General features: G+C 39.3%; 16 protein-coding genes and 1 pseudogene. 12 read left to right on the forward strand and 5 right to left on the reverse strand.

What is annotated here, in order from left to right:
• The first annotated feature begins 117 nt into the window (after positions 1-117).
• From AC1M9F_RS09675 to AC1M9F_RS09705, 7 genes are all read left to right on the forward strand, one after another.
• The gene (locus AC1M9F_RS09675; RefSeq protein WP_481591612.1) at positions 118-273 is read left to right on the forward strand and encodes a hypothetical protein; all 156 of its coding nucleotides are present in this window, start codon (positions 118-120) and stop codon (positions 271-273) included.
• 272 nt (positions 274-545) lie between these two features.
• Entirely contained in the window at positions 546-1,139 is a 594-nt protein-coding gene (locus AC1M9F_RS09680; RefSeq protein WP_180028060.1) for a LysE family translocator, read from the forward strand.
• A gap of 114 nt (positions 1,140-1,253) precedes the next feature.
• Positions 1,254-1,823 carry a dCTP deaminase gene (dcd, locus tag AC1M9F_RS09685; RefSeq protein WP_004694514.1) on the forward strand — a complete coding sequence of 190 codons (570 nt, stop codon included), beginning with the start codon at positions 1,254-1,256 and terminating at the stop codon, positions 1,821-1,823.
• Positions 1,824-2,074: 251 nt separating this feature from the next.
• A complete protein-coding gene (locus AC1M9F_RS09690; protein WP_481597653.1) occupies positions 2,075-3,547 on the forward strand; it encodes a hypothetical protein in 1,473 nt (490 codons plus the stop codon).
• 10 nt (positions 3,548-3,557) lie between these two features.
• Positions 3,558-4,247, forward strand: a complete 690-nt coding sequence (locus AC1M9F_RS09695) for a hypothetical protein (protein WP_179999378.1) — start codon at positions 3,558-3,560, stop codon at positions 4,245-4,247.
• Between the two features lie 25 nt (positions 4,248-4,272).
• A complete protein-coding gene (locus AC1M9F_RS09700; RefSeq protein WP_481597654.1) occupies positions 4,273-6,741 on the forward strand; it encodes a DUF6160 family protein in 2,469 nt (822 codons plus the stop codon).
• 32 nt (positions 6,742-6,773) lie between these two features.
• On the forward strand, positions 6,774-7,733 hold the full coding sequence (locus AC1M9F_RS09705) for a DUF6160 family protein (RefSeq protein WP_481597655.1): 960 nt from the start codon (positions 6,774-6,776) through the stop codon (positions 7,731-7,733).
• Positions 7,734-7,769: 36 nt separating this feature from the next.
• Here the strand turns inward: AC1M9F_RS09705 and AC1M9F_RS09710 are convergent, their stop codons facing one another.
• From AC1M9F_RS09710 to AC1M9F_RS09725, 4 genes are all read right to left on the reverse strand, one after another.
• Positions 7,770-9,485, reverse strand: coding sequence for a proline--tRNA ligase (locus tag AC1M9F_RS09710; RefSeq protein ID WP_481597656.1), 1,716 nt, complete (start codon positions 9,483-9,485; stop codon positions 7,770-7,772).
• 94 nt (positions 9,486-9,579) lie between these two features.
• A complete protein-coding gene (locus tag AC1M9F_RS09715; RefSeq protein ID WP_481597657.1) occupies positions 9,580-12,684 on the reverse strand; it encodes an efflux RND transporter permease subunit in 3,105 nt (1,034 codons plus the stop codon).
• A gap of 15 nt (positions 12,685-12,699) precedes the next feature.
• Positions 12,700-13,821, reverse strand: coding sequence for an efflux RND transporter periplasmic adaptor subunit (locus tag AC1M9F_RS09720; RefSeq protein ID WP_481591618.1), 1,122 nt, complete (start codon positions 13,819-13,821; stop codon positions 12,700-12,702).
• A gap of 34 nt (positions 13,822-13,855) precedes the next feature.
• The gene (locus AC1M9F_RS09725) at positions 13,856-14,428 is read right to left on the reverse strand and encodes a hypothetical protein (protein ID WP_481591663.1); all 573 of its coding nucleotides are present in this window, start codon (positions 14,426-14,428) and stop codon (positions 13,856-13,858) included.
• A gap of 348 nt (positions 14,429-14,776) precedes the next feature.
• Between AC1M9F_RS09725 and pilG the strand changes: the two genes are divergently transcribed.
• The 5 genes and pseudogenes from pilG to AC1M9F_RS09750 all read left to right on the forward strand — a co-directional run bounded on the left by pilG (position 14,777) and on the right by AC1M9F_RS09750 (position 21,827).
• A complete protein-coding gene (pilG, locus tag AC1M9F_RS09730) occupies positions 14,777-15,163 on the forward strand; it encodes a twitching motility response regulator PilG (RefSeq protein WP_035269072.1) in 387 nt (128 codons plus the stop codon).
• An 18-nt stretch (positions 15,164-15,181) separates the two neighbouring features.
• Complete coding sequence (locus AC1M9F_RS09735; RefSeq protein WP_035269071.1) at positions 15,182-15,556, forward strand: response regulator; 375 nt, start codon at positions 15,182-15,184, stop codon at positions 15,554-15,556.
• The gene (locus AC1M9F_RS09740) at positions 15,553-16,107 is read left to right on the forward strand and encodes a chemotaxis protein CheW (RefSeq protein WP_481597658.1); all 555 of its coding nucleotides are present in this window, start codon (positions 15,553-15,555) and stop codon (positions 16,105-16,107) included. The genes AC1M9F_RS09735 and AC1M9F_RS09740 overlap by 4 nt, the downstream gene beginning before the upstream one ends.
• A gap of 529 nt (positions 16,108-16,636) precedes the next feature.
• A pseudogene (locus tag AC1M9F_RS09745) lies at positions 16,637-17,761 on the forward strand (methyl-accepting chemotaxis protein); the annotation flags it as partial.
• Between the two features lie 7 nt (positions 17,762-17,768).
• Positions 17,769-21,827 (forward strand): hybrid sensor histidine kinase/response regulator, encoded by a 4,059-nt coding sequence (locus AC1M9F_RS09750; RefSeq protein WP_481597659.1) that lies wholly within the window; start codon positions 17,769-17,771, stop codon positions 21,825-21,827.
• 72 nt (positions 21,828-21,899) lie between these two features.
• Here AC1M9F_RS09750 and dapE read toward each other — a convergent pair whose 3' ends face one another.
• Entirely contained in the window at positions 21,900-23,033 is a 1,134-nt protein-coding gene (dapE, locus tag AC1M9F_RS09755; RefSeq protein ID WP_481597660.1) for a succinyl-diaminopimelate desuccinylase, read from the reverse strand.
• Positions 23,034-23,089: the final 56 nt, after the last annotated feature.

The following is a 23,089-nucleotide window of genomic DNA, read 5'->3' on the forward strand; positions in this document are numbered from 1 at the left end:
CTGTCTAAGTCTGACTTAGGCAGGTTTTTTTGTTGACCGTTCGTCGTTTTAGGATTATTTACTCTAATTTTTCTACCTAAAATATTTTGTGAAATTTCACGTTATATGGGTATAGAAATGCGTTCAATCACTGCAATGAAGATGGTTATGATTTCTCTCATTCTGTCAACGACAGCTTCTGCTGCCATTATTCCTTATGTTGATTATCCTGAAGAATTCAAAAAGAAATCTTTAAATATTCAGGTTCAAGAAGCTGAACAACAGTCAAATTAATGCTTGAACTTAGCATCACAGCGTGAATGGACTGTGATGCTGAATTTCATCGATGAAGAACGTGCTATAAGCATTTTTGCAAGAGTGCATCATGTTTTTCGTTTCGATTACATTGTGTGACTTCAGAGTTATAATTTAAATGACAAACTAACCTGATGAAAAATATTACAAAAAAAATTGTGTTTCATTCTTGAGAAATTTTCACACAAATAATATTTTGCCAATTGAAATAATCCTGATTAATCTGAGCGCATTATCAGCGAGGTCATCCTATGATTTCATGGCTCTTTATTGCGTTGGTTACCACGATTTTATTCACACCCGGACCAACCAATACTTTACTTGCATCTTCAGGCATACAGGTAGGTATTAAAAAGTCATTTCGCTTAATACCCGCGGAAGCATTAGGCTATCTTATTGCCATCACTGCATGGGGATTTTTAATTGGTCGTGTCACCACTCATTTGCCAATTTTGCCAGTGATATTAAAATTATTTAGTTCATTCTATATTATCTATCTGGCCATCAAATTATGGCGCACTGCCAACGTAGAACATCAGTTGAATCAGCCCACCATCAAAGCTTCTGAATTATTCTGTGCAACTTTACTAAATCCTAAAGCTTTGCTTTTTGCCTCGGCTATTTTCCCTGCAATTGTTTGGGTGAGTGTAGATTATTATATTGCGCACATGTTGATGTTTATTTTATTGATCCTACCCATCGCTTTTATTTGGACACTCATTGGGTCGCTGTTAGCCAATAATAAAATTAAATGGGTAAACCAGTCCAATATGCAAAAAACAGCATCCTTAGTCCTGATGAGTTTCTCAATTCCAATGAGTTATTCTGCATTGTTAAGTCTTTAAGATGATTCACCGCAGCAGACTGAACAGGAATACAAATCGTGGGTTATTTCCATTGACGGGGTTTTCAGTTAAAGTACAGCGCAGTAATTGAATATGTATTCTGGGAATAAATAAATGGCTATTAAGTCTGATCGTTGGATTCGCGAAATGAGCGAAAAACACGGCATGATTGAACCGTATGCAGAAAACCAAGTTCGTTTAGATGAAAATGGTCAAAAACTCATTTCATATGGCGTTTCAAGCTATGGTTATGATGTTCGTTGTGCGCGTGAGTTCAAAGTGTTCACAAACGTTCACTCTGCTATTGTTGACCCAAAAAATTTCGATGATAAAAGTTTTATCGATATCGAAGCTGACGTGTGTATTATTCCACCTAACTCATTTGCGCTTGCTCGTACAGTAGAATACTTCCGTATCCCACGTAATGTCTTGACGGTGTGTTTAGGTAAATCAACCTATGCGCGTTGCGGTATTATTGTAAACGTGACGCCACTTGAGCCTGAGTGGGAAGGTCATGTGACCTTGGAATTTTCAAATACAACCAATTTACCTGCACGTATTTATGCTGGTGAAGGTGTTGCTCAAATGTTGTTCTTTGAGTCTGATGAAGTGTGCGAAACATCTTATAAAGATCGTGGTGGAAAATATCAAGGTCAAACAGGTGTAACTTTACCTAAAACCTAAGTATTGAATTGTAAGACTTCATGCAAAAAGCAAACTCAATGAGTTTGCTTTTTTTATAAGTATTTGAAAAATTGAATTTATTCATTTATCGGAAAAAATGCCAACCCAATCGCAATTTTTTGCAAATTCTACTTCATTTATATACTATAAACTGTGATGTAATCTTAATATTAAAAGAGAAGCATGGAATTCTTCTCTGAACAATTAAAAATATAAATATGGTGCAAGGCATCGTATACGGGAAGGTCGAGATGGCACTTAATTATACGAACATATTTAATCAGACTTTACTTGCAAGTTTAATGACGCTTACTACGGTTTCGGTCTATGCATTGCAGCCTCTTTCGGATGAAAATTTAAGTGCGACGACTGGTGAGGGTGTCGCCATGATTCCTCAAGATGCTTATTTTGTTTTTCAAGGGGAAAATTCAACTGCGGCAGATTTAATGAATCGCCAAAAAGATACCGGATATATTCATCTCATTCCAGTGGGTCCTTTAACGGATGCGGCATTGGATACCAATAAAAATGGAACAGTAGGGTCAGAAGATCATTCCGTGGGTAAGGCTGATTTGTTCGTGTATGGTCTCGCATTATCTAAATCTGATAATAATCACAATACGCGCTTAGCTGCGACAGATAAAGATGCACATATAGGATCATGGGGAACAGCAACCAATCCATGGCTACTTCGAGTCGGTACTGAAACTCAGGTTCCAAATTTTGATTTAAATAAAACATGTATAAGTAATGATCCTAGCTGTCAGGTTCCATTCTTGACGCTTGAAGCTCCATTAATGGACACAGTTCGTCCTACGGATGCAGCCAATGGTCTTGATGCTTACAAATTGAAGATGGCCATGTGGGCGGATGCTTTTGTTCTTGATCCATCTCGTAAAGAAGGGGATCCACTACTTTACCAATTGGGTGAAAAAGCAGGAACGAGTAATGCGGATCGTGCTAATCGACTTCGTTTACAGGCCATTTGGAATAATTTTTCCATTAATGGAAGTAATATAAAAATCTTTCAAACTTTAAATGGTGCAAGTAACCAAGCAGGCATGAGTGCATTTTATAACAACACCTTGGGTGTTGCTGGACTTGTGCGTTTGAACTCAGGTGATGGTCAAAATCTGACGACGGGGAATAAAACAGCCAATATTCTTAGACTGAGTACGCGTGAAACATCAGACACTCCTAATTTACAAACCCCTGCCATCAACAATACTTTGGCACCAGTATTTGATGCCAATGAGGGTATCTTTATTCATAATTTGAATGCCAATATCGTATTGGGTTCACTCTATCAGCCTTTGATTCTAGGATCTGATGGTAAAAACTTTAGTTTGGAACTTACGCGTATTCCAAATAAACCTGAAATTTATAAAAAAATATACACAGATTATAGCAATCCAAACTCGACAGAATATGCGGGCTCAACCTGTAACTTTTATAAATGTGGTAACAATGGTTTGAATGGCTATCAAGGGACGAATGCAACACATAGCAGTATCACTATTGGAAGTACTTCTTATAACGCTGCGAATAATACTTTAAGTGCTTATAAAGGATCAGATGCAGTAGGTATAAGTTTTGGTGCAGTCAATCCAATTCCCCAAACGCCTAATGCCGCATTGCCACCGTCAAATTTTAAAAATATGGGTTCTGCGGTCATTGATGGTGTTCTTATTCAGCATATGAAAATCACCACAAAAGGATTATAGGAGAGCATTCATGAAAAATTCATTAGTCGCTGTCCTATTCAGTGTTATAGCATCAATGACTTATGCACTTGAGCCCATGTCAGATGAAGCTTTAAAAAATGTTGAAGGACAAGCTGGAGCTGATCTCTCTTTAAAACTTTCTTTAAACCAAAAGTTAGTGACTGAGAATAATGTTCAACGTTATGTGTTTGATGATGCACTGTGTAAGGATGTGGAATATTGTCGTCTCGCGCTTGCTGTCAATAATCGCTATATCAAAGATGGTCAAGCAAGTAGTACAGATGGTTTTAAATTATGGCTTGTTTTTAAAGGGATTCAGGGCACTCTAAATATTCAAAAGATTGGCTTGGATGGTGTGGATCTCAGCTATAAAAATGATTCTGGTACTGATCAGCTTAAAGCAGCGATGCAACTGAGCTTTGATGCATCTAAACCAATTCAAATTCGTAATTTTGGTTTTGATGCTTTGGCTTTTGGTCAGGATAAATTTACCAGTAATGCCACCACTGAGGGTGTAGGAACAAGTCCTGCTGACTATGGTTACTTGCAAGTGACACGTTATGATTCATCTAATGCTCCTCGTTCTGCATATGACCATGGGCGAGAAACTGGTTTTATGGGTTTAAAAATGAATGGTAATTTAGCTGTTCAGGGTAAAGTCATGATGTTTGGTTGTGACGGCAGTCACCAGCGTTGTTGAAATTAAACATGCATAAGGAAATGTGATGAACAATAAAAAATATAATCACAGCTCATTGCTGGTTATGAATGCATTAAGCTTGAGTATCTTGCTTGCAAGTGGTCATGCCATGGCTTTAGAAGTGATGCATGATGAAGCTTTGCGAAATGTAAATGGTCAAGATGGTGTGCATATCTCGACAACATTGACTGAAGCCAACATGGATCAGGTCTATTGGCAAGATCAAGCTGGTCGTGGCAGTAGTGGAGCAACCAATAATACATTGCAGGCAACAGCAGATAATGTCTCTATTCGAAAAAGTAATGTCTCTAATCAAACATTAGGGGCAGATATTAAAATTAATGCTGGAAGCAATGCGAACCAAGCAGGTTTAGACTTCAATGCCAGTGTGACACCTGCTTTAGTGACCATGAATAATCTCAGAATTTGTGATAACGAGAGTTCAAGCCGTTGTAGTTTTTCAATGGGTCAATTGGCTTTACAAACTACTTCGAATACTCATTTATCACTTAGAACGATTCACGGATTATTCAGCAAAGAGAATCTTAGCGAAATCGCACTAGGGATTAAAAATGCCAATATCTATTTAGGGCAGACTGACGCACGAAACCAACTCAACCAACTTGTTTTAAACAACTTCAATTTCAACTTCAAAGCACGTGGTGCCATGTTTGTGGATGAAGTTGAGGGATTGAGAATGCAGTCGAATACACGTACAGGGTCGACAGATAATGTTGCCGGTATGAGTAGTACGCCTAATGATAATTTGGGTTATGTGGATTTAAACCGTGTTGCAAATTCGGCTTCAAAAAAAGCAGGATTTATTAACACAGGAACCTATGGCAATGGTAAGTCAGGTGCTGAGGGTGAAACAACAAACTCAGGTCTAAATATTGAAGTAATGTTGAATAAGAACGTGAGTTCAAATGACCCATATGCTTTAAATAGCAATACGAATAATCCTCAAGGAGCTAAAGGTCTCATACGTGTAGGTGCCAGCGGGCGAATGGTCAATTCATCGTTGCAATTTCGTGGTACAAAAGGCAATGAAAGTGTTCTAGGAAATGCCAATAGTCCAACGGCTTCATCTAGTAATAGTGTAATTGGTGATTCTGGAATCGGATTCCGTATGAAAGCTGACTTTACCAAAGACAATGATTCAATGCTCGGAAGTGATGGACAAGCAACGACTTTAGAAATTGGTGGGGCAGGTCTAAATGCATACGGTTTTGAGTTTAGTAACTTAACAGGGTTAAGACCAAATACTCGAGCATCTTTTGACAGTGGTAATGTGTATCTCAATTTAGCCGATACAAAAACACTGCGCTTACCTGAAAACGAAGTGTTCCAAAAAAGTCGTTTTGGTAATGGAAGTTATTTAACCTTAGCAACTGATTATCAGCACCAAATTCATAATGCAGTAACAGGTGATAATCCTTACAGCTTGATTGCTGCGATTCGTGGTGCTGAATTTCAGTCTATTTCCCGCCGTGGACGTTTTACCAATAGTGCAGGAACACCAGCAGCTAACTTGTTTGCGAATACAAATGTTAAAAATGAGTGGGGTTTGGCACTGCCTTTTTATAATCTAAATGCCAATCTTGCTCTATATGGAACATCAGTTCGTGCAGATCAAGCTTTTTATTACACTTTAGCAGGCTCCGATGTTGTTAAAAACATGATTGCTACAACGGGTAATACCTCAAGAATTGGTTTGTCTTTTGCAATGAGTACCTCTGGGGTAGACCGAGCTAATGGTCAAGCGCTAGGTAACAAAACCACGTCAATTTTAGTGGTTGATGGAGGTAAGGTAGGCAGTGGAGATACGGCAACATCAACAGATTACTATATGGGTTTACGTAATATTGATCTGTACGCGAAGGGTACAGGAAATATGGGCGTAGAAAATGGTAGTGTAAATGTCAGCTTGCGCGATATGTTGATTGTTCTATCAACAGAAGTTGCTGCGGGATATCTGCCAGGTACCATTTATAAAACCTGTAAATTAAATAGTGGAGCAGCAGGATGTGCTACGCGAAGTTCATCACCAGACAACAATTTTGCTTTAGCTGATGATGTGATGTTTGTGGTGAAATCACGTCTTGGTGGTGATGTTGATTTTTCTTTAATTCCAAATAATGCTGCTGAAGATGGTCAGAGCTTAACTTTTGTAGGTGAATTAGAGCTGAAAGGTGACAATAACACCTTCCAAATTACCGATCCTCATAATGGTTCAACACTTGGTTTAGACCGTTTGACAGGTAAAATTGCATTTAATAATGCATTGGTTGTTAGTAAAGATCAAAATGGTGCGGGACAATTTGGTGTGAATGCTGCCTTGATGTTCAATCCTCAAAAGACAACTTCGGGTGTTTTTAGAGCAAGAGACATCAACTTCTATCCTCCAACTGTAGGTGCTGGCGCTCGTTTAGGCGAATTGGCTATTACTGGCGGTCGCTTGAATAGTGAATTGCGCATTACACCTCGAAATTAATAAGTAAATATGGAAAGTTGAGGGACAGACTCATGAATATGATAAAAACAAAACGATTCAGTTTGCTTATTTTGACCACTGCGGTGGGATTCCCGTGTTTTGCTATGCAACCATTAGATGATCAGTCTCTTTCATCTACTACTGGTCAAGATGGGATCAGCATTGGTATTGAAATGGATAAGATCGAGTTCACACAGGCTGCGATCATTGATCAAGACGGAATTAAAGATCCAATATTAGGAAAAAATTATTCACAACCAGCTGGCTTAGTGGTCGCAGGTCCAACTGGTAATCCAATTCAGGTTCAATTTTTAGGGCATACCCCTGGTTCGTCTACAATCAATGCAAAAATTGATACAGACGGAGGCAATGGCACGCCATTTGCCAATATAGGTATCACTTTTGCGGAGCAAATTACAGGGTTTAAATTGAGTCCATTCGCACTTTATATCGCCAGCAGTAATCAGGTGTCTAGTGCTACACAAACTAAATCGATTTATAATGATCTGAAGCAATTGGTGCCTGGTGTCGCTAAAATTTTAGAAATAGGCAGTGCTGATAGAAACTTTGAAATTACATTAAATCAATCCCAACGTCCTCAGATCAATGTTCAATTAGGCAATGTGCCACAAGGCTACATGGTTCAGTTTGGAGGCGCAATTCAATCAATCTGTGGCACAGGCTCAGGCTGTCCTATTGCATTCGTATCTGGTAATTCTTCTGCAAAATTCGATTTTCAGGCTAAAGCTACTGATCAAAACAATGGCTTTTCATTATCTGGTTTCCATGCAGGTGTTGCACCTTTAGGTATTTACATCGGAAATACAGGACAATCTAGTAAAATGAATGTTGGTCTCAACAATGTGATCTTGGGACGTGAGGGGGCGAGTAGTCCGACGGTCTTTAATGGTTTAGCGAATGGCTCAATGGGGAGCTTTGGGGCTATTGGTACATCTGTGAAAGATTTGAAAGTGAATATCAACGGTCTATAAAAAATCCCGCGAATAGCGGGATTTTTTATGCTCAAATTATTGGGCGATTTTAGCGAGTATTTCTTCTTTACTCAGGTTGCTTGATTCAGTATCAGAACGACCTTTGTACTCAAAAGTACCAGCATCTAAACCTTTTTCACCGATAACAATACGGTGCGGAATACCTGTAATTTCGATATCGGAGAATTTAACGCCTGGTCGTTCATCACGATCATCTAAAAGCACGTCATAACCAGCAGCTTGAAGTTCTGTATAAAGTGCTTCAGCAGCCTCTACAGTACGAGGTGATTTATGAGCATTCATCGGAACGATTGCGACATGGAAAGGTGCAATAGCAGCAGGCCAAATAATTCCTTTTTCATCGTAATTTTGTTCAATGGCAGCCGCGACTACGCGAGTCACCCCAATTCCATAACAACCCATTGTTACAGTGAATGGTTTACCATCCTTACCTAATACTTTGCAGCCCAGAGCTTCAGAGTATTTTTGACCTAATTGGAAAATATGACCAACTTCAATACCACGTTTAATTTGAAGTACACCTTTACCATCTGGAGATGGATCACCCTCAACAACATTGCGAAGATCATAAACTTCAGTGAATTGAGCATCACGCTCCCAGTTCACACCCGTCGCATGTTTGTTTGCTTCGTTTGCACCTGCAACAAAATCAGACAATACTGACGCTGCTCGGTCAACGATGACATTAATCCCTTTTTCGACCAGACCTTGAGGACCAACAAAACCAGCGGTTAAGCCTAAAGCACTCAGTTGTTCTTCAGTTGCAAATGTAAGTGGTGATGCAATCAGCGGATGTTTCTCAGCTTTGATTTCGTTTAGCTCATGATCCCCACGAAGGAATAGTGCTACGACAGGCGCAGTTTTACCTTCTTCAGCGATTCCTTGTACCAACAAAGCTTTGACAGACTGTTTTGCATCGGTACCTAAGAAAGCAGATACATCAGCTATAGTTTTTTGATTTGGTGTTTCAACAATTTTTAATTCTTGAGTTGGTGCAGCACGTTCACCTACAAGAATCGCTTCAGCCATTTCGATATTGGCTGCGTAATCTGATTCAGTTGAGAATGCAATATCATCTTCACCGCTAGATGCCAATACATGGAATTCATGCGAACCTGAACCGCCAATTGAACCTGTATCCGCCTGAACTGGACGGAAGTCTAAACCTAAACGAGTAAAAATACGGCAATAGGCATCGTACATCGTGTCGTAAGTTTCTTGTAATGAAGCTTGATCTGCATGGAATGAGTAAGCATCTTTCATCACAAATTCACGAGAGCGCATAACGCCAAAACGAGGACGAACTTCATCACGGAATTTAGTTTGAACTTGGTAGAAATTAGCGGGTAATTGTTTATAACTTTTGAGTTCGTTACGCGCTAAATCAGTAATGACTTCTTCATGTGTAGGGCCGAGAACAAACGGGTTGTTATGACGGTCATTAAAGCGTAAAAGTTCTGGACCATATTGCACATAGCGACCAGATTCTTCCCATAAACTTGCTGGTTGGGTCACAGGCATCAATACTTGTAGTGAACCAGCACGGTCCATTTCTTCGCGAACAATCGCTTCGACTTTATTTAACACACGTACGCCCATTGGCAACCAAGAATATAATCCTGAAGCCAATTTACGAATCATACCCGCACGAAGCATCAGCTGATGAGAGATTACTTCAGCATCACTTGGGGTTTCTCTTAACGTTGCAAATAAAAAGCGACTCGCGCGCATGGAATTTGTCCTAATAATGAGCGTTAAAGCATAAGATTATACGATAAAAAATGAGGTGAGCATTTTGAATGACACCTCATGACAATTCTCTACATTATGACATGAATTTTCGTGTTTGACGTACCATAAAATTCTTAAAGTCATCTAAGTAAGTAAAGATAACGGGAACGACAACTAAGGTCAGCAGGGTAGAGGTAATGACGCCCCCAATGACAGCATGCGCCATCGGAGCACTTTGTTCACCTCCTTCACCCAAGCCTAATGCCAATGGCACCATACCCATGACCATCGCACTCGTGGTCATCAGAATGGGTCTCAGTCGTGTTTTACCTGCAGCAATAATGGCATCAAAACGTGTCTCACCGCGATCAATAGCTTTCTTAATAAAGTCAATGAGGAGAATTGCATTCTTGGTTACTAATCCCATTAACATGATGATGCCAATAATGGAAAATAAATTCATTGTTGAGTTAAATAAGAATAATGCAAGGAATACCCCGACCAATGACAATGGTAATGAGGCCATGATCGCCGCAGGATGAATAAAACTATTGAATTGAGAGCCTAAAACAATATAGATAAATACAATAGAAAGTGTAACAGCTGTAACAGCGTACCCAATCGATTCTTCCATATCTGCGTTTGCACCTTGTGTTTCAAAACCATAGCCGGCAGGCATCTCGAAGTTATCTTGTAATGCTTTAATATCTCGACCAATATCACCTGCAGGTCGACCTGAAGTATTGGCTTCAACCATGACTTCACGTGCTAAATCACGACGGTTGATTTGAGATGCACCATAACTTTCTTGTGTGCTTGTTACGCTTGAGAGCGGAACCAAGATCGGTTGATTATTCGCATCCACTTTTTGCGATTTTAAATATAAATTATTGATGTCACTTGGAAGCGTACGTTGATCTTCAGAGAGGCGCAAATTGACATCATAGGTTTCACCTTTTTCGTCTTTCCACGTCGTTACATCATCACCAGCAAGGAGAGGGCGGATCACATTGGCAATTTGGCTGACTGATAATCCTAAATCGTTTGCAAGTACACGATTTACATGCACTTCAAGGGTAGGTTTAGGCTCTTTGAGCGAGCTTTCTAAATCGACGACACCATCAATTTTTGCCATTTCCACCATGAAGCGATCAGAAATTTTTTGTAATTCATCTAGCTCAGGCCCTTTGATGGAAATCATGACAGGCTTTTGACCACCAGACACAGTTTCATCCGCTGAAGCTATAGAGGTGAGGGTAATACCCGCCACTGTTTGTAGTCGATCACGAAACTCATTGGTTAAATCAGTCAGTGTCTGAGAGCGCTCTTGGCGAGGACTTAAACTGACTCGGATGCTTACGTGGTTTTTCCCGCGATCAGTCACCCCATTAATAACGCCGTACGTTCCTTTAACCTCTGGATGCTGTCGAATAATAGATTCAACTTGTTTTAACTTTGCCTGAGAGTATTCGAGTGAAGCATCTACGGGCGTTTCAAATTTGATCCGAATTTCACCTTTATCTGGAACTGGTACAAACTCTGTTCCCACCATTTTTGATAGCGCGAGCGCGCCAAACAGTGAAGCAACAGCAACGATAATTGTTAGAAAGCGGAATCTTAGAGCCAGTTTTAGCAGCTTCTCGTACACTTCATTTAATGAATCAAGTTTATTTGAGATCCCATTGAAGAAGCGTTTCAATGCGCTCGGTTTTTTATTTGGATGATGACGTTCAGCCCAGTGAGCTGAGAGCATTGGATCGAGCGTAAAACTGACAAACATTGAGATCAGTACGGCGGTACTCACTGTCACGCCAAATTGGTAGAAGAAACGACCGATAATACCGCCCATGAATGCAACTGGTAAGAACACCGCAACAATAGTCAAAGTGGTTGCGAGAACTGCCAGCCCAATTTCTTTGGTTCCATCTAAAGCAGCAGTCTCATGATCTTTCCCCATATCAGCATGGCGGACAATATTTTCACGTACCACAATTGCATCATCAATAAGAAGACCAATACTTAAAGACAGGGCAAGAAGAGTCATCATATTGATGGTAAAACCAAAAGCCCAAATGAACGTTAATGTACCAAGTAAGGCGATTGGCAGGGTAAGGCCTGTAATAATCGTCGATCTAAATGAACCTAAAAACAGTAGAACGATGACAACCGCAAGTACACCACCTTCAATAATTGTACGGGCAACATCACCAATACTTGCTCGTATGCCTCGAGATGTATCGACAACTACTTTCAATGTTGTCCCTTTCGGGAGTTGTTGTTCTATACGGTTTAGTGTTTTATAAGCCGCATCTACAACATCAATTACATTTGAATCAGAGCTTCTGAGAATATCCAACGCGACAGCATTTTGACCGTTAATGAATGCACTCGACTCGAGTTCAGCTTGGCTGTCGTAAATTTCAGCTACTTGTTTTAAGTAGATTGGCGTGCCATTTTTACTCGCGACGATGAGATCCCCAAAGGATTGGGGATGAATTACTCTTGATTTAATTTCAACAACCAGCTCTGAATTTGACTGTTTGAGTGTGCCCCCAGGGACTTCAATGTTTTCGCCTTTTAGTGTGTTAATGACTTGATCAACGCCAACACCAAGACTTTGTAATTTTTGTGGATTAACTTCAATACGAATTTGACGCTGCGAGTCACCTAGCAGATTAACTGTACCTACCCCACGAACAGTTCTCAATTGAGGAACAATTTTTTGATCTAAATAAGAGCTGAGCTCTCGGAGTGACATATTCTCAGACTCAAATACCACCGACATGATGGCACCTGCGGAAGGGTCATAGCGCTCAACAATAGGATCAGTAATTTCATCACGAAATTCAGCTGTCACTGGCGCAATTTTGTCTCGAATATCTTGAGCTGCAACGGTTGAAGGAACATCCAAATTAAACTCAGTGATAATTGTAGAGAGTCCTTCACTCGACTGCGATATCACTTGTTTAACACCTGAGATCGTATTGATCTGATCTTCCATCTTTTTGGTAATTTCAGATTCAACAGTTTCAGGAGAAGCACCTGGGTAAGTGGTATACACGACCACAAATGGGAAATCGACATCAGGGAATTCTTCAACTCCCATTCGTTGCCATGATGATAAGCCCAATACCATCAGGCATAGCATCATCATGATCGTAAAGACAGGATATTTCACACTGATTCGAGTTAACCACATAGTTCAGATCCTGTCTTACTTTGAAGCAATTGAGACTGTTTTATTTAAGTCATCATTATTAAACTTAATTCTACTGATGTAATCCGTTGGCTGAAGACCACTGATCATTGCAATATTCTCGTTGGGTTGTCGATCCAGAATTCGAATATTGGCTTTCTGAATTTTCTGATCACGGATGATCCACAGATAAGGTTTGCCATCTGCATCTTGAATAGTATCAAGAGGAACTTTTTGCCCCTGAATTTGTTTGTCATCTAAAATGAAACCTTCGACAAAAGCACCAATACTCAGTGAATTGATTGATTCATTTGGTTGAGCAAAAAACTCAACCTGACGACTGATTTGATCGGCCATTGGGGAAATGCGTGTTAACTTGGCAGTATAATTTTGGGTAGTCCCTTGAATTTTATATTCAATGTTGTTTCCAATGTTGAGCGCATGTTGAGATTCGACAGGGAGTTTTGCTTGAATCTCTAATTTTTGTGGATCTACGATTTCAAATAGTGTTTGACCCATTGAAACGGTTTGACCAGGTTCAACTTGACGTTTGGTAATCACGCCAGAAATGGGGCTACGAATTAATCCATCAGCATCGGCTTTCAGTGCGATATCCACATTTGCTTGCTGAGCTCGTACAGTTTCGAGTTGAGCTTTATGCTCCACTTGACTTTGTTCATATTCAACCTTAGAAACAAATCCTTGATCATAAAGTCGTTTTTTTCGAGTGACCATATTTGCAGCTTGTTGTGCCTGCGCTTGTGCAGAAGCAAGATTAGCGCGAGCTTGTGCGAGTCGGGCTGCATTATCTTGATTATTTAAACGTACCAAGACTTGTCCTTTACTCACCCTTTCACCGACTTGTACAGAGACTTGACTAGCAGTGGCAGTCACTTGCGCTTGAATTGTACTTTGATTCACAGCGCGTATGGTGCCTGTGAAAGCAAATTTTAGATTTGAGACCCCATTTTCAACTTTGACTAAGTCCTGTTGTATTAATTCAATTTTTTGAGGGGTGGATGAGGTTGGCTGTACACTTTCGTCATTTTTTTGACAAGCGGCTAAAAGACAACTCGTACACAGCGTTCCTAATACGAGATATTTCTTAAACTGACTGCTGTGTCGAGTCGCATTCGGCATGTGATAATTCCTTTCCATTCAGACAAACTCTTCTTTATTCAAGAGTTTTTAAGCGCTTGATAATATTGTCGTATTGTGACTGAGTATTTCGATAGTTTGTTTGTAAAGATTCAATATTTTTTTGGATATTACTCATATTCTGTGCATTATAAGTGATTCGATCTTGTAAGTTTTTAGGGACAGGGTTCCCTTTCTTGATATAGGTCTGTTCCTGCTTTTTAAACAATATTCGATCTTGCTCCAGTTGTTGGTACTGTTGTTTTTGAAAGGTGATTTGTTGGTTGATGTTTTTCAACATATCATCACGTTTGTTCGCAGCCACTTTACTAGAACCGTAAGCGCGTTTTAAGCGTAAATCTTGTTCATGTTGTTTGGCTTGTTGCGTACGTACAGCACTTTGTTGCTGTTCTTTATCGGCATCATAAGGTCGATTTTTTTTAATCACTTGCATATTACGGTCAAGTGCTTCATAACCGTGACGAATATGCTCGGGTGTTACCGAGCTACTAATATTAGCTACGCCATTTTTATCATAATAACGATACCAAGACGGTTTGGTCACTGTGGTATTTGCAATTGCTTCACTGATACATAAACCAAATGTCATCATGATTACTAAGAATGTTTTATGATGAAGATGCTTTAACCCAATTCTTGATTTGTGCGAAAGATTAAACATTGGAATTGGCCCCCGTGATATCAATTCAATTTTTTAATTTTTGCTTTTAATAACAAGCATTTTATGTGGTTTTGGTAAATTTATAAATATAAACCGTTAAATAATTTACGCTTAATCTGATTCACCCTTAAATTCTCTGAAGCTTTGTGACACAATCTCTCCGCGAGTACTCAACTGCATTGAAAATCAATGTAATGTTATGTTAGAAAATAATGGTTATTCTCTAAATTAAGCGTTTCATTTTTCTTTAAATCTCATCTCAGGAAGGATCATTCAATGGATGATAATCTGCAAAATATTAAAGTGATGGTCATTGATGATTCAAAAACGATTCGTCGGACCGCAGAAACTTTATTACAGCGTGAAGGATATGACGTTGTAACTGCAGTAGATGGATTTGAAGCATTATCTAAAATTGCTGAAACTCGACCTGATATTATTTTTGTAGATATTATGATGCCGCGTTTAGATGGGTATCAAACGTGCGCATTGTTAAAAAACTCACAAAATTTCCAACATATTCCAGTGGTCATGTTATCCAGTAAAGATGGGATGTTTGATCAGGCAAAAGGACGAGTTGTTGGATCTGATGAATACCTCACGAAACCATTCAGTAAAGATGAGCTATTGAATGCGATTCGTAAACTTGTCGCTTCACGTTAAGTACTGGGAAAACAAAATATGACACGTATCTTAGTGGTAGATGACTCTCCAACAGAAATGTTTAGATTTAAAGAAATTCTGTCCAAAAATGGCTATGAAGTGCTAGAAGCAACCAATGGTGCAGATGGTGTTACCTTAGCGCAAGCAGAGCAACCAGATCTTGTACTTATGGATGTGGTGATGCCTGGTGTGAATGGATTTCAAGCGACGAGGCAAATTGCAAGAGCTGATGTAACGAAGCATATTCCAGTTGTCATTGTCAGTACCAAAGATCAGGATACGGATCGAATTTGGGGCAAAAGACAAGGCGCTGTCGACTACCTGATCAAACCTGTAGATGAATCAAGATTACTTGATGTCATTCAGCAATATTTAAATACAGGCACAGCATGATCATTCAAGATGAAAGTGATCAACAACACTGGTTAACGCAAGCCAGTAATGCTAATTCGGCTCAAGCAAATGAGTACCGTGATGTGCAAAATCAGGACCTCTGGTCTGGTGTATGTTTTAAAGTTGAGCAGCAGCAATTTATTACCCCACTTGGTGATATTGCGGAGGTTAGCCCTTTAATGAGCATTACCTCATTACCACTTACGCCGCCGTGGTATTTAGGTTTGGCGAATTTGCGAGGTCGAGTACTGTCCGTATTAGATCTAAAGCAATTTGCTTTGAGTAAATCAACACAATTACACGCTAATGTTAAAATTTTATGTTTTAACGTGGGGCAAGACTGTGTTGGATTGCTTGTGGATGAAGTCCTTGGTGTAAAACATTATAAGAATAATACCTATAGCACCAGTTCGGATTTGATCGCAGAACCATATAGATCGTTTTGCCAAGGTTATTTTCTCGATCATTCAACACCTGTAGCTGTGCTGATGATGAGTCTGCTATATGAGCATGATCGTCTAAAGCACATGTTCACATCAAATTCAATTTAATGTGTAGTCAGCAATAGTTTTTTGGGGGAGCTGAGTGAGTTTACGGTTAAAAAAGACCAGTCGGAATGTGAATGATTCAGATTCCAACACACAGGGATGGAAAGCTTCACTTAAGTTAAAACTTGAACAGTTTTCAGAGCTGTTTGGGCAATCTGCCCAAACGAAGTCTTATTTAATCATGGCTATTATTAGCCTCGTTTGTGCTTTTCTGATTTTATTGTTTCTTATGTTTAATCTCCCACGCACGGTAGAGCAAAGTCGTGGGGTGGGGGAACTGAAATATCTCAATCAAATGATGATTATTCAGACTCAACAGTTTGAGGATAATCCTACAGATTATACATTACAGATTCTCAAAAACTCTCAGCTTATTTTTAGTTCACAACTTGAAAATGTAAAATCAGTTTATTTTTATAGTCCGGCTTTAAATGAAGTAGATCGACTATGGTTAGAGTCTCAAAGCAATATCACGGAGTCTCAGTTACAAAAAATTCAAGTAGCCCTCAATGAAATTCGCACAGGTTCTACGTGGTTACTGATTTTACTGTCACTCTTATTGTTGATTAGTTTATCGAGCTTCACCTTTGCAGTGATTAAACTTTTTATTTTGAGAAGCCAAGAAGATCGTCTGCGTTTGATGGAGCTAGTGGATAAAGATAAGAAGAATCAAACGGCGATTTATCGGCTTTTAGATGAAATTGGGGATTTAGCTGAAGGCGATTTGACCAAATATGCTGCGGTTTCTGCAGATTTTACGGGGACAATCGCGGATTCAATTAATGTAGCGATTGATCATTTGCGTGATTTGGTGATGAGAATTAATCAGGCTTCTCAACAAGTTACCCAATATATTCATCAAACTCAGCACATGAGTTCACAATTGGCGCAATCTTCAGAGCTGCAAGCTCGTGAAATCCAAAATACATCGCTCGCCATTCATGACATGGCGGACTCAATTGATCACGTTTATGAAAATGCAGCGCAATCTGCAAAAGTTGCTCAGCGCGCTGTACTTATCGCAGCGAAGGGTGGGGAAGTGGTTGAACGATCAATAGATGGAATGGATCAAATACGAGGGCAGATTCAAGAAACATCTAAAAAAATTAAAAGGCTGGGTGAATCTACTCAAGAGATTGGAAACTTTGTTGCAACCATTGAAGACATTGCAGGGCAAACGCATCTGTTGGCTTTAAATGCAGCCATTCAAGCCGCAATGGCAGGCGATGCTGGACGAGGTTTCGCTAGTGTTGCTGATGAGGTGCAGCGTTTAGCTGAACGTTCAACTGCTGCGACCAAACATATTGAGATATTGGTAAAAAATATTCAATTAGATACGCATGAGGCCGTTCGCTCTATGGAGCAAACAACTTCTGAGGTGGTTAAGGGGACTGGACTTGCTCAAGATGCAGGAGCAGCACTTGCAGATATTCAGTTGATTTCAAAACAGTTGGCTCAACTGATTGCGAATATTTCAGCATCCTCAAAAGTTCAGTCAGCTGCTGCGGGTCAAATTGCGAAAACAATGTCGCTTGTGCAAGATGTCACACGAGAAAATCATGCTTCAACCTTAGATACTGCACAATCGATAGCAGAACTCACTCAAATGGCTGATTCTTTAAGGAAATCAGTTGCAAACTTTAAATTACCTGAGTGATTGAGCCATGAAAAATAATAATCCTAATAAAATACAATTATATCTTTCAGAAGCACTCTATCGTGCATATATAGATATGCAGCTTCCTCAGGATGAATCAAATTTTGAAGATGAGGAGCTTATTACCACCTTTGCTGAAGAGCTTAAGGAATTACTTCTAGAAATATCAGAAAATCTTCAAGTCTTATCGAATGATTTAGAACAGGTAAATATTTGGCAAGCATTGCGCCGTAATTTTCATACCTTAAAGGGTTCAGGTCGAATGCTTGGATTCAACTCAGTTTCTGAGCTTGCATGGACCGTTGAGACAATACTGAATATTAGGCTTGATCAGCAACGTTCATGGAGTCAACTGGTCCTTGAGTATGTTGAGCTGATCTCTCGTATATATCGCTACATCATTGTGCCTAGTTTAACAGTGAAACAAGCGATTCAATTAGATGTTAAACCTCTATTGCTTTTAGGTCGGCAATTAGAACATTCAAATATCATAGATCAATCATTGCATCCTTTGTTGGCGATCAACGCTCATCTCACACAGCTAGATCTAGATTTCAGGATTGAATGTCATTGTTTGAATGACTCAAATTCACTCTCAGCAGCAGCCACAATTGAGAATACTCAAATATGGGATAACGAGGTTCTGCAAAGTTTTTATGCTGAAGCTTCAGAACAATTGAAATCCCTGCAAGATATGTTGGATAAATCCAATCAACAATTTCAGGTGGATACGCTTGCTCGTGTTGTCCATTCTCTCAGGGGGAGTTCTGCAATTGTTGGACTTGAGAAAATTGAAGTATTGAGTCAGTCATTCGAAAAAATAATACAACGTAATCCATCTCTTGATACCAACAATAAAGAATTGCAAGCGCTCACAACGCAGTATATTGATTTAATCCAGTATTACTTAGAAAGCTTGCAAACAACAGGTGACAACGTAACGAGACAACAACAGTTTCAGGCATTAGAGCATACTTTTTTAATCGCATTGAGAGACTTCTCAGAACAGATTACACAGAACGATCCAAATCTTGATCCGCAAGAGTTACTCAAGAAAATTGTAGATTTGGGTGTAGAAGATGTTTTCCTTATCGATACCTTTGTACAAGATGGTATTTCTAACCTCTTTAGCTCTACACGTACTACTGAACGTTCGAGCTTACTGAGTCAACAACTCAGTTCAATTGCTAAATTTGCCATTAAAGTTGATTTTGATCTCCTTCAAAAAATTTCAGAAATTTTGAGTTCAATTCACTTCAACATTGCAAGAGAACCGAATTCAATTGCCTACTCAAATGTCTACCGAGTTTTACAACAAGGGCATGAAAAACTCTTAGAAATATTTGATGAACTCGCTATAGGTCAATTTGCTCAAAATAATGAAGTTTCTCAGCAGCTATTAGGTGATTTAAAACAACTTAATCATGAATACTTCAGCTTTTCCAATCAATCGAATTGCATTTCCACTATAGAGCAGGAGAGCGAAGTATCTGCTCGCTCCTTAGATGAAACAATTCTGACATTACTCAATATAGATTACGCACTCAAAGATTCAGCGAAAGCAAAACAGGGCTTAGATCGCGAAGTAAGTGGTTTTTTTGTCGAGGAAGCGGAAGAAATCTTGTCTCAAATCGAAGACTTGTTCAATAGATGGTTAGAGTATCAAGAAGATGCTACGTGTATCCAAAAAATTATGCGGCAATTGCACACGTTGAAAGGTGGTGCATACATGTTGCAAGCAGATTACTTTGCAAATCTAATCCATGAGCTTGAATCTTTATATCTTCAACTCATTTCAGAGCAACAAATTGATATAAAAAGTTTCATTATTTTGATTAAAGCCTTACAGCAGGATTTGGTAAGGCGTGTCAATATCATTAAAGTTGAGTCTGTCGATTATCCGGTGGAGCAGGCATCAAGGCTTATTCAGGGTTTAATTGAGCTTGGACATTTAAATCTTAAGGGTGGTGACTCGAAGCTGAACTTAGTACATTCGATGCAAAATGATATCACTCACCACATGTCTTCAGATTTTAGTATTCATTCAACTTTATCAGCGGACCTTGAAACCAATTTAAGTGATTTAGTCACTACGCATAATAATTCATCAAAGTTTGACTCTTCTTACATTCAGCAAAACTCACATCAGAATGAACCATCTAACGCTAAGAAGAGTGTTTTACCGCCTCCAATGAGTGGTAATTTGCAAAAGTTCGTGCAATCTGCCGTAGCGAACGAGACACTTTCAGTCTCTACTGCTGTAATTGAAGCAACCCTTAATTTGATTGGGGAGGATTTGATTCAACGTTCGCAAGTAGAAGTAGAATTAAAATCATATCGGTCAAATTTGGTAGAAATGGATCAAACCATTCAGCGCCTTACTTCACAATTGAGACGGATGGAAGGGGAATTAGAATCCCAAATTTTATTACAACGTAGATCACATAATTCCGCCGAGCATGGGTTTGATCCCTTAGAAATGGATCAATATTCATCACTCAATCAACTCTCTAAATCTATATCAGAGTCAACATCAGACTTGTTAGATATCAGAAACTCTCTGCTTGAAAAGCTTCAATCTGCAGAAAGTATATTGATTCAGCAGGCAAGAATACAAAACAACATCCAACACTCGTTGATGCGTACTCGTGTCGTACCATTCAAGACGATACAAATGCGTCTTGAACGCTTATGCAAGCAACTTTCGATGAATCTGAATAAATCTGTTCAGTTACAGATTGAACATGCAGACATCGAATTAGATCGTAGTATTCTTGAAAAGTTGATTACCTCACTTGAGCATATTCTGCGTAATGCGATTGATCACGGAATTGAGTCAGCAGAACAGCGGTTGAAATTAAATAAACCTGAACAAGCAGTTATGCAACTGACACTGGTGAATCATCACAATGAGCTGAGTATTTTGATCAAGGATGATGGTCGAGGAATTGATTCACAAGAGATTAAGCAAAAAGCTGTTGAATTTGGTTGGCTCAATACTGAACGGGAATATTCTGAAACTGAACTGTTACAATTGATTTTTAGACCAGGCTTTACCACTGCTGCAAAATTAACAACGGTTTCAGGACGTGGTGTCGGTTTAGATGTCGTAAAAAGTGAAATACAGGCACTGGGTGGGCATGTTCATGTTACTTCGGAAAGAGGACAAGGAACTTGTTTTGAAATCAGAATTCCTAAATCTTCAATTATTACTGAAGCGTTGATGGTAAAAGTTGCAGATCAATTCTTTGCCTTACCATTACATCAAATACAACGTGTTGAAATGATTGATAGACATGATTTAAATCACGCGAAACAACAGAGTCAGTTGTTGAGGGTGCATGAAGCAAGTTATCAATTAAACGATTTGGCTGACTTCGTGTTGTTAAATCAAAATATAAAAAGAAACTCACCATATTCAGAAACCCAAAAAGTTCCAGTGATTTTGGTGAATATGCACCAGTCTCAACCTGTGGCTTTATTCGTTGATGAAGTCTTAGGAACTAATTCACAAATTATTGTGAAACAGACTGGGAGGCTGATCCATCAAATTGATTATCTCAGCGGTGTAACCATTATGGGCAGTGGAGAAATTTGCCCAATTTTAAATGTAAATCGTGTGGTTCAATATCTCACTCAGGAGGATTGGTCTGTACATATAGAGTCGAAGCTCTCAAATTTAGAGCATGACAATGAAGCACCTACGATTTTAGTGGTTGATGATTCGGTCACAGTTCGAAAAGTAACATCTAAACTACTTGAGCGTTATGGTTACCAGATTGTCACAGCTATAGATGGTATTGAAGCACTTGAACATTTACAGCATTCAACACCTGCCTTAATGTTAATTGATGTTGAAATGCCAAGAATGGATGGTTTTGAAGTGATGCAATGGCTGAGAAATCAACCACATTTGCAGAACTTACCTGTGGTTATGATCACTTCACGAGTGGGGGATAAGCATAAACAACATGCTCTTGAGCTTGGTGTATCGGCTTATATGGGTAAACCTTTCCAAGAAGCAGTGTTGATTGAGCAGATCAATCAGCTTTTAAAACAGGATTGAAGTATTTTAAGCGAATTAAAAAAGGATGCATTCGCATCCTTTTTTATATTTCGTTGCTCTTAAATTTTAGCGTTATGCCAATAACTCAATTAAGATTTTTTCATAAATTTCAGCTAAAGGTTCCAAATGTGCGATTTCAACATGTTCATTAATTTGATGGATTGTGGCATTAAGTACTCCCAGTTCGAGTACCTGAGCTCCAGTTGGTGCGATAAAGCGGCCATCTGATGTACCACCACTGGTTGATAATTCTGTTGTCGTACCAGTCACATCCAAAATCGCTTTTTTGGCAGCATTGACGAGCTCTCCAACAGGGGTAAGGAATGGTAAACCTGATAGTATCCACTCGATATCATACTCAACGCCGTGGCGATCTAAAATTTCATGTGTACGTGCTTTTAATTCATCAGCAGTAACTTCTGTAGAATAACGGAAATTAAATAATAAGTTCATCGTGCCAGGCACAACATTGGTTGCACCCGTTCCAGCAGAAATATTGGAGATTTGGAAAGACGTTGCAGGGAAATACTCATTGCCTTGATCCCATTCTGTCTCACATAATTCAGCAATTGCTTTTGAGGCTGTATGAATTGGGTTAATTGCCAAATGTGGATAGGCCACATGCCCTTGCTTACCTTTCACTGTTAAATTGGCATTGAGAGACCCACGACGGCCATTTTTAACAATGTCACCTAAAGTATTCGTACTTGACGGTTCACCGACCAAACACCATGTCATTTTTTCTTGGCGTGCTTCTAAAGTTTCTACAACTTTCACTGTTCCATTGATAGATGGACCTTCTTCATCTGAAGTGATCAAAAAAGCAATCGAACCTTTGTGGTCTGGATGCTTAGCAACGAAACGTTCAGAGGCAATTACCATGGCTGCCAACGCCGTTTTCATATCTGCACTGCCACGCCCGTATAACTTTCCATCTCTAATTTCTGGGGCGAATGGATCGGAGTTCCACGCTTCTAGATTGCCTGTAGGAACAACATCAGTATGACCCGCAAAACAAAACACAGGTGATTCAGTCCCGCGACGAGCCCATAAGTTATCTACATCTTCAAAACGCATATTTTCAATGTTAAAACCAATCTTTGATAATCGATCAGCCATAATATTTTGACAGTTATGATCGACTGGAGTCACTGAAGGTTGGCGAAGTAATTGTAAGCTTAAATCGAGTGTTGCAGATTGGGTCATGGAGAGAAATCGAATTGGTCAAAGTCGATCTATCATAAAGTATGTTGAATTTGATG

The organism is Acinetobacter sp. ANC_7504 (assembly GCF_056779995.1).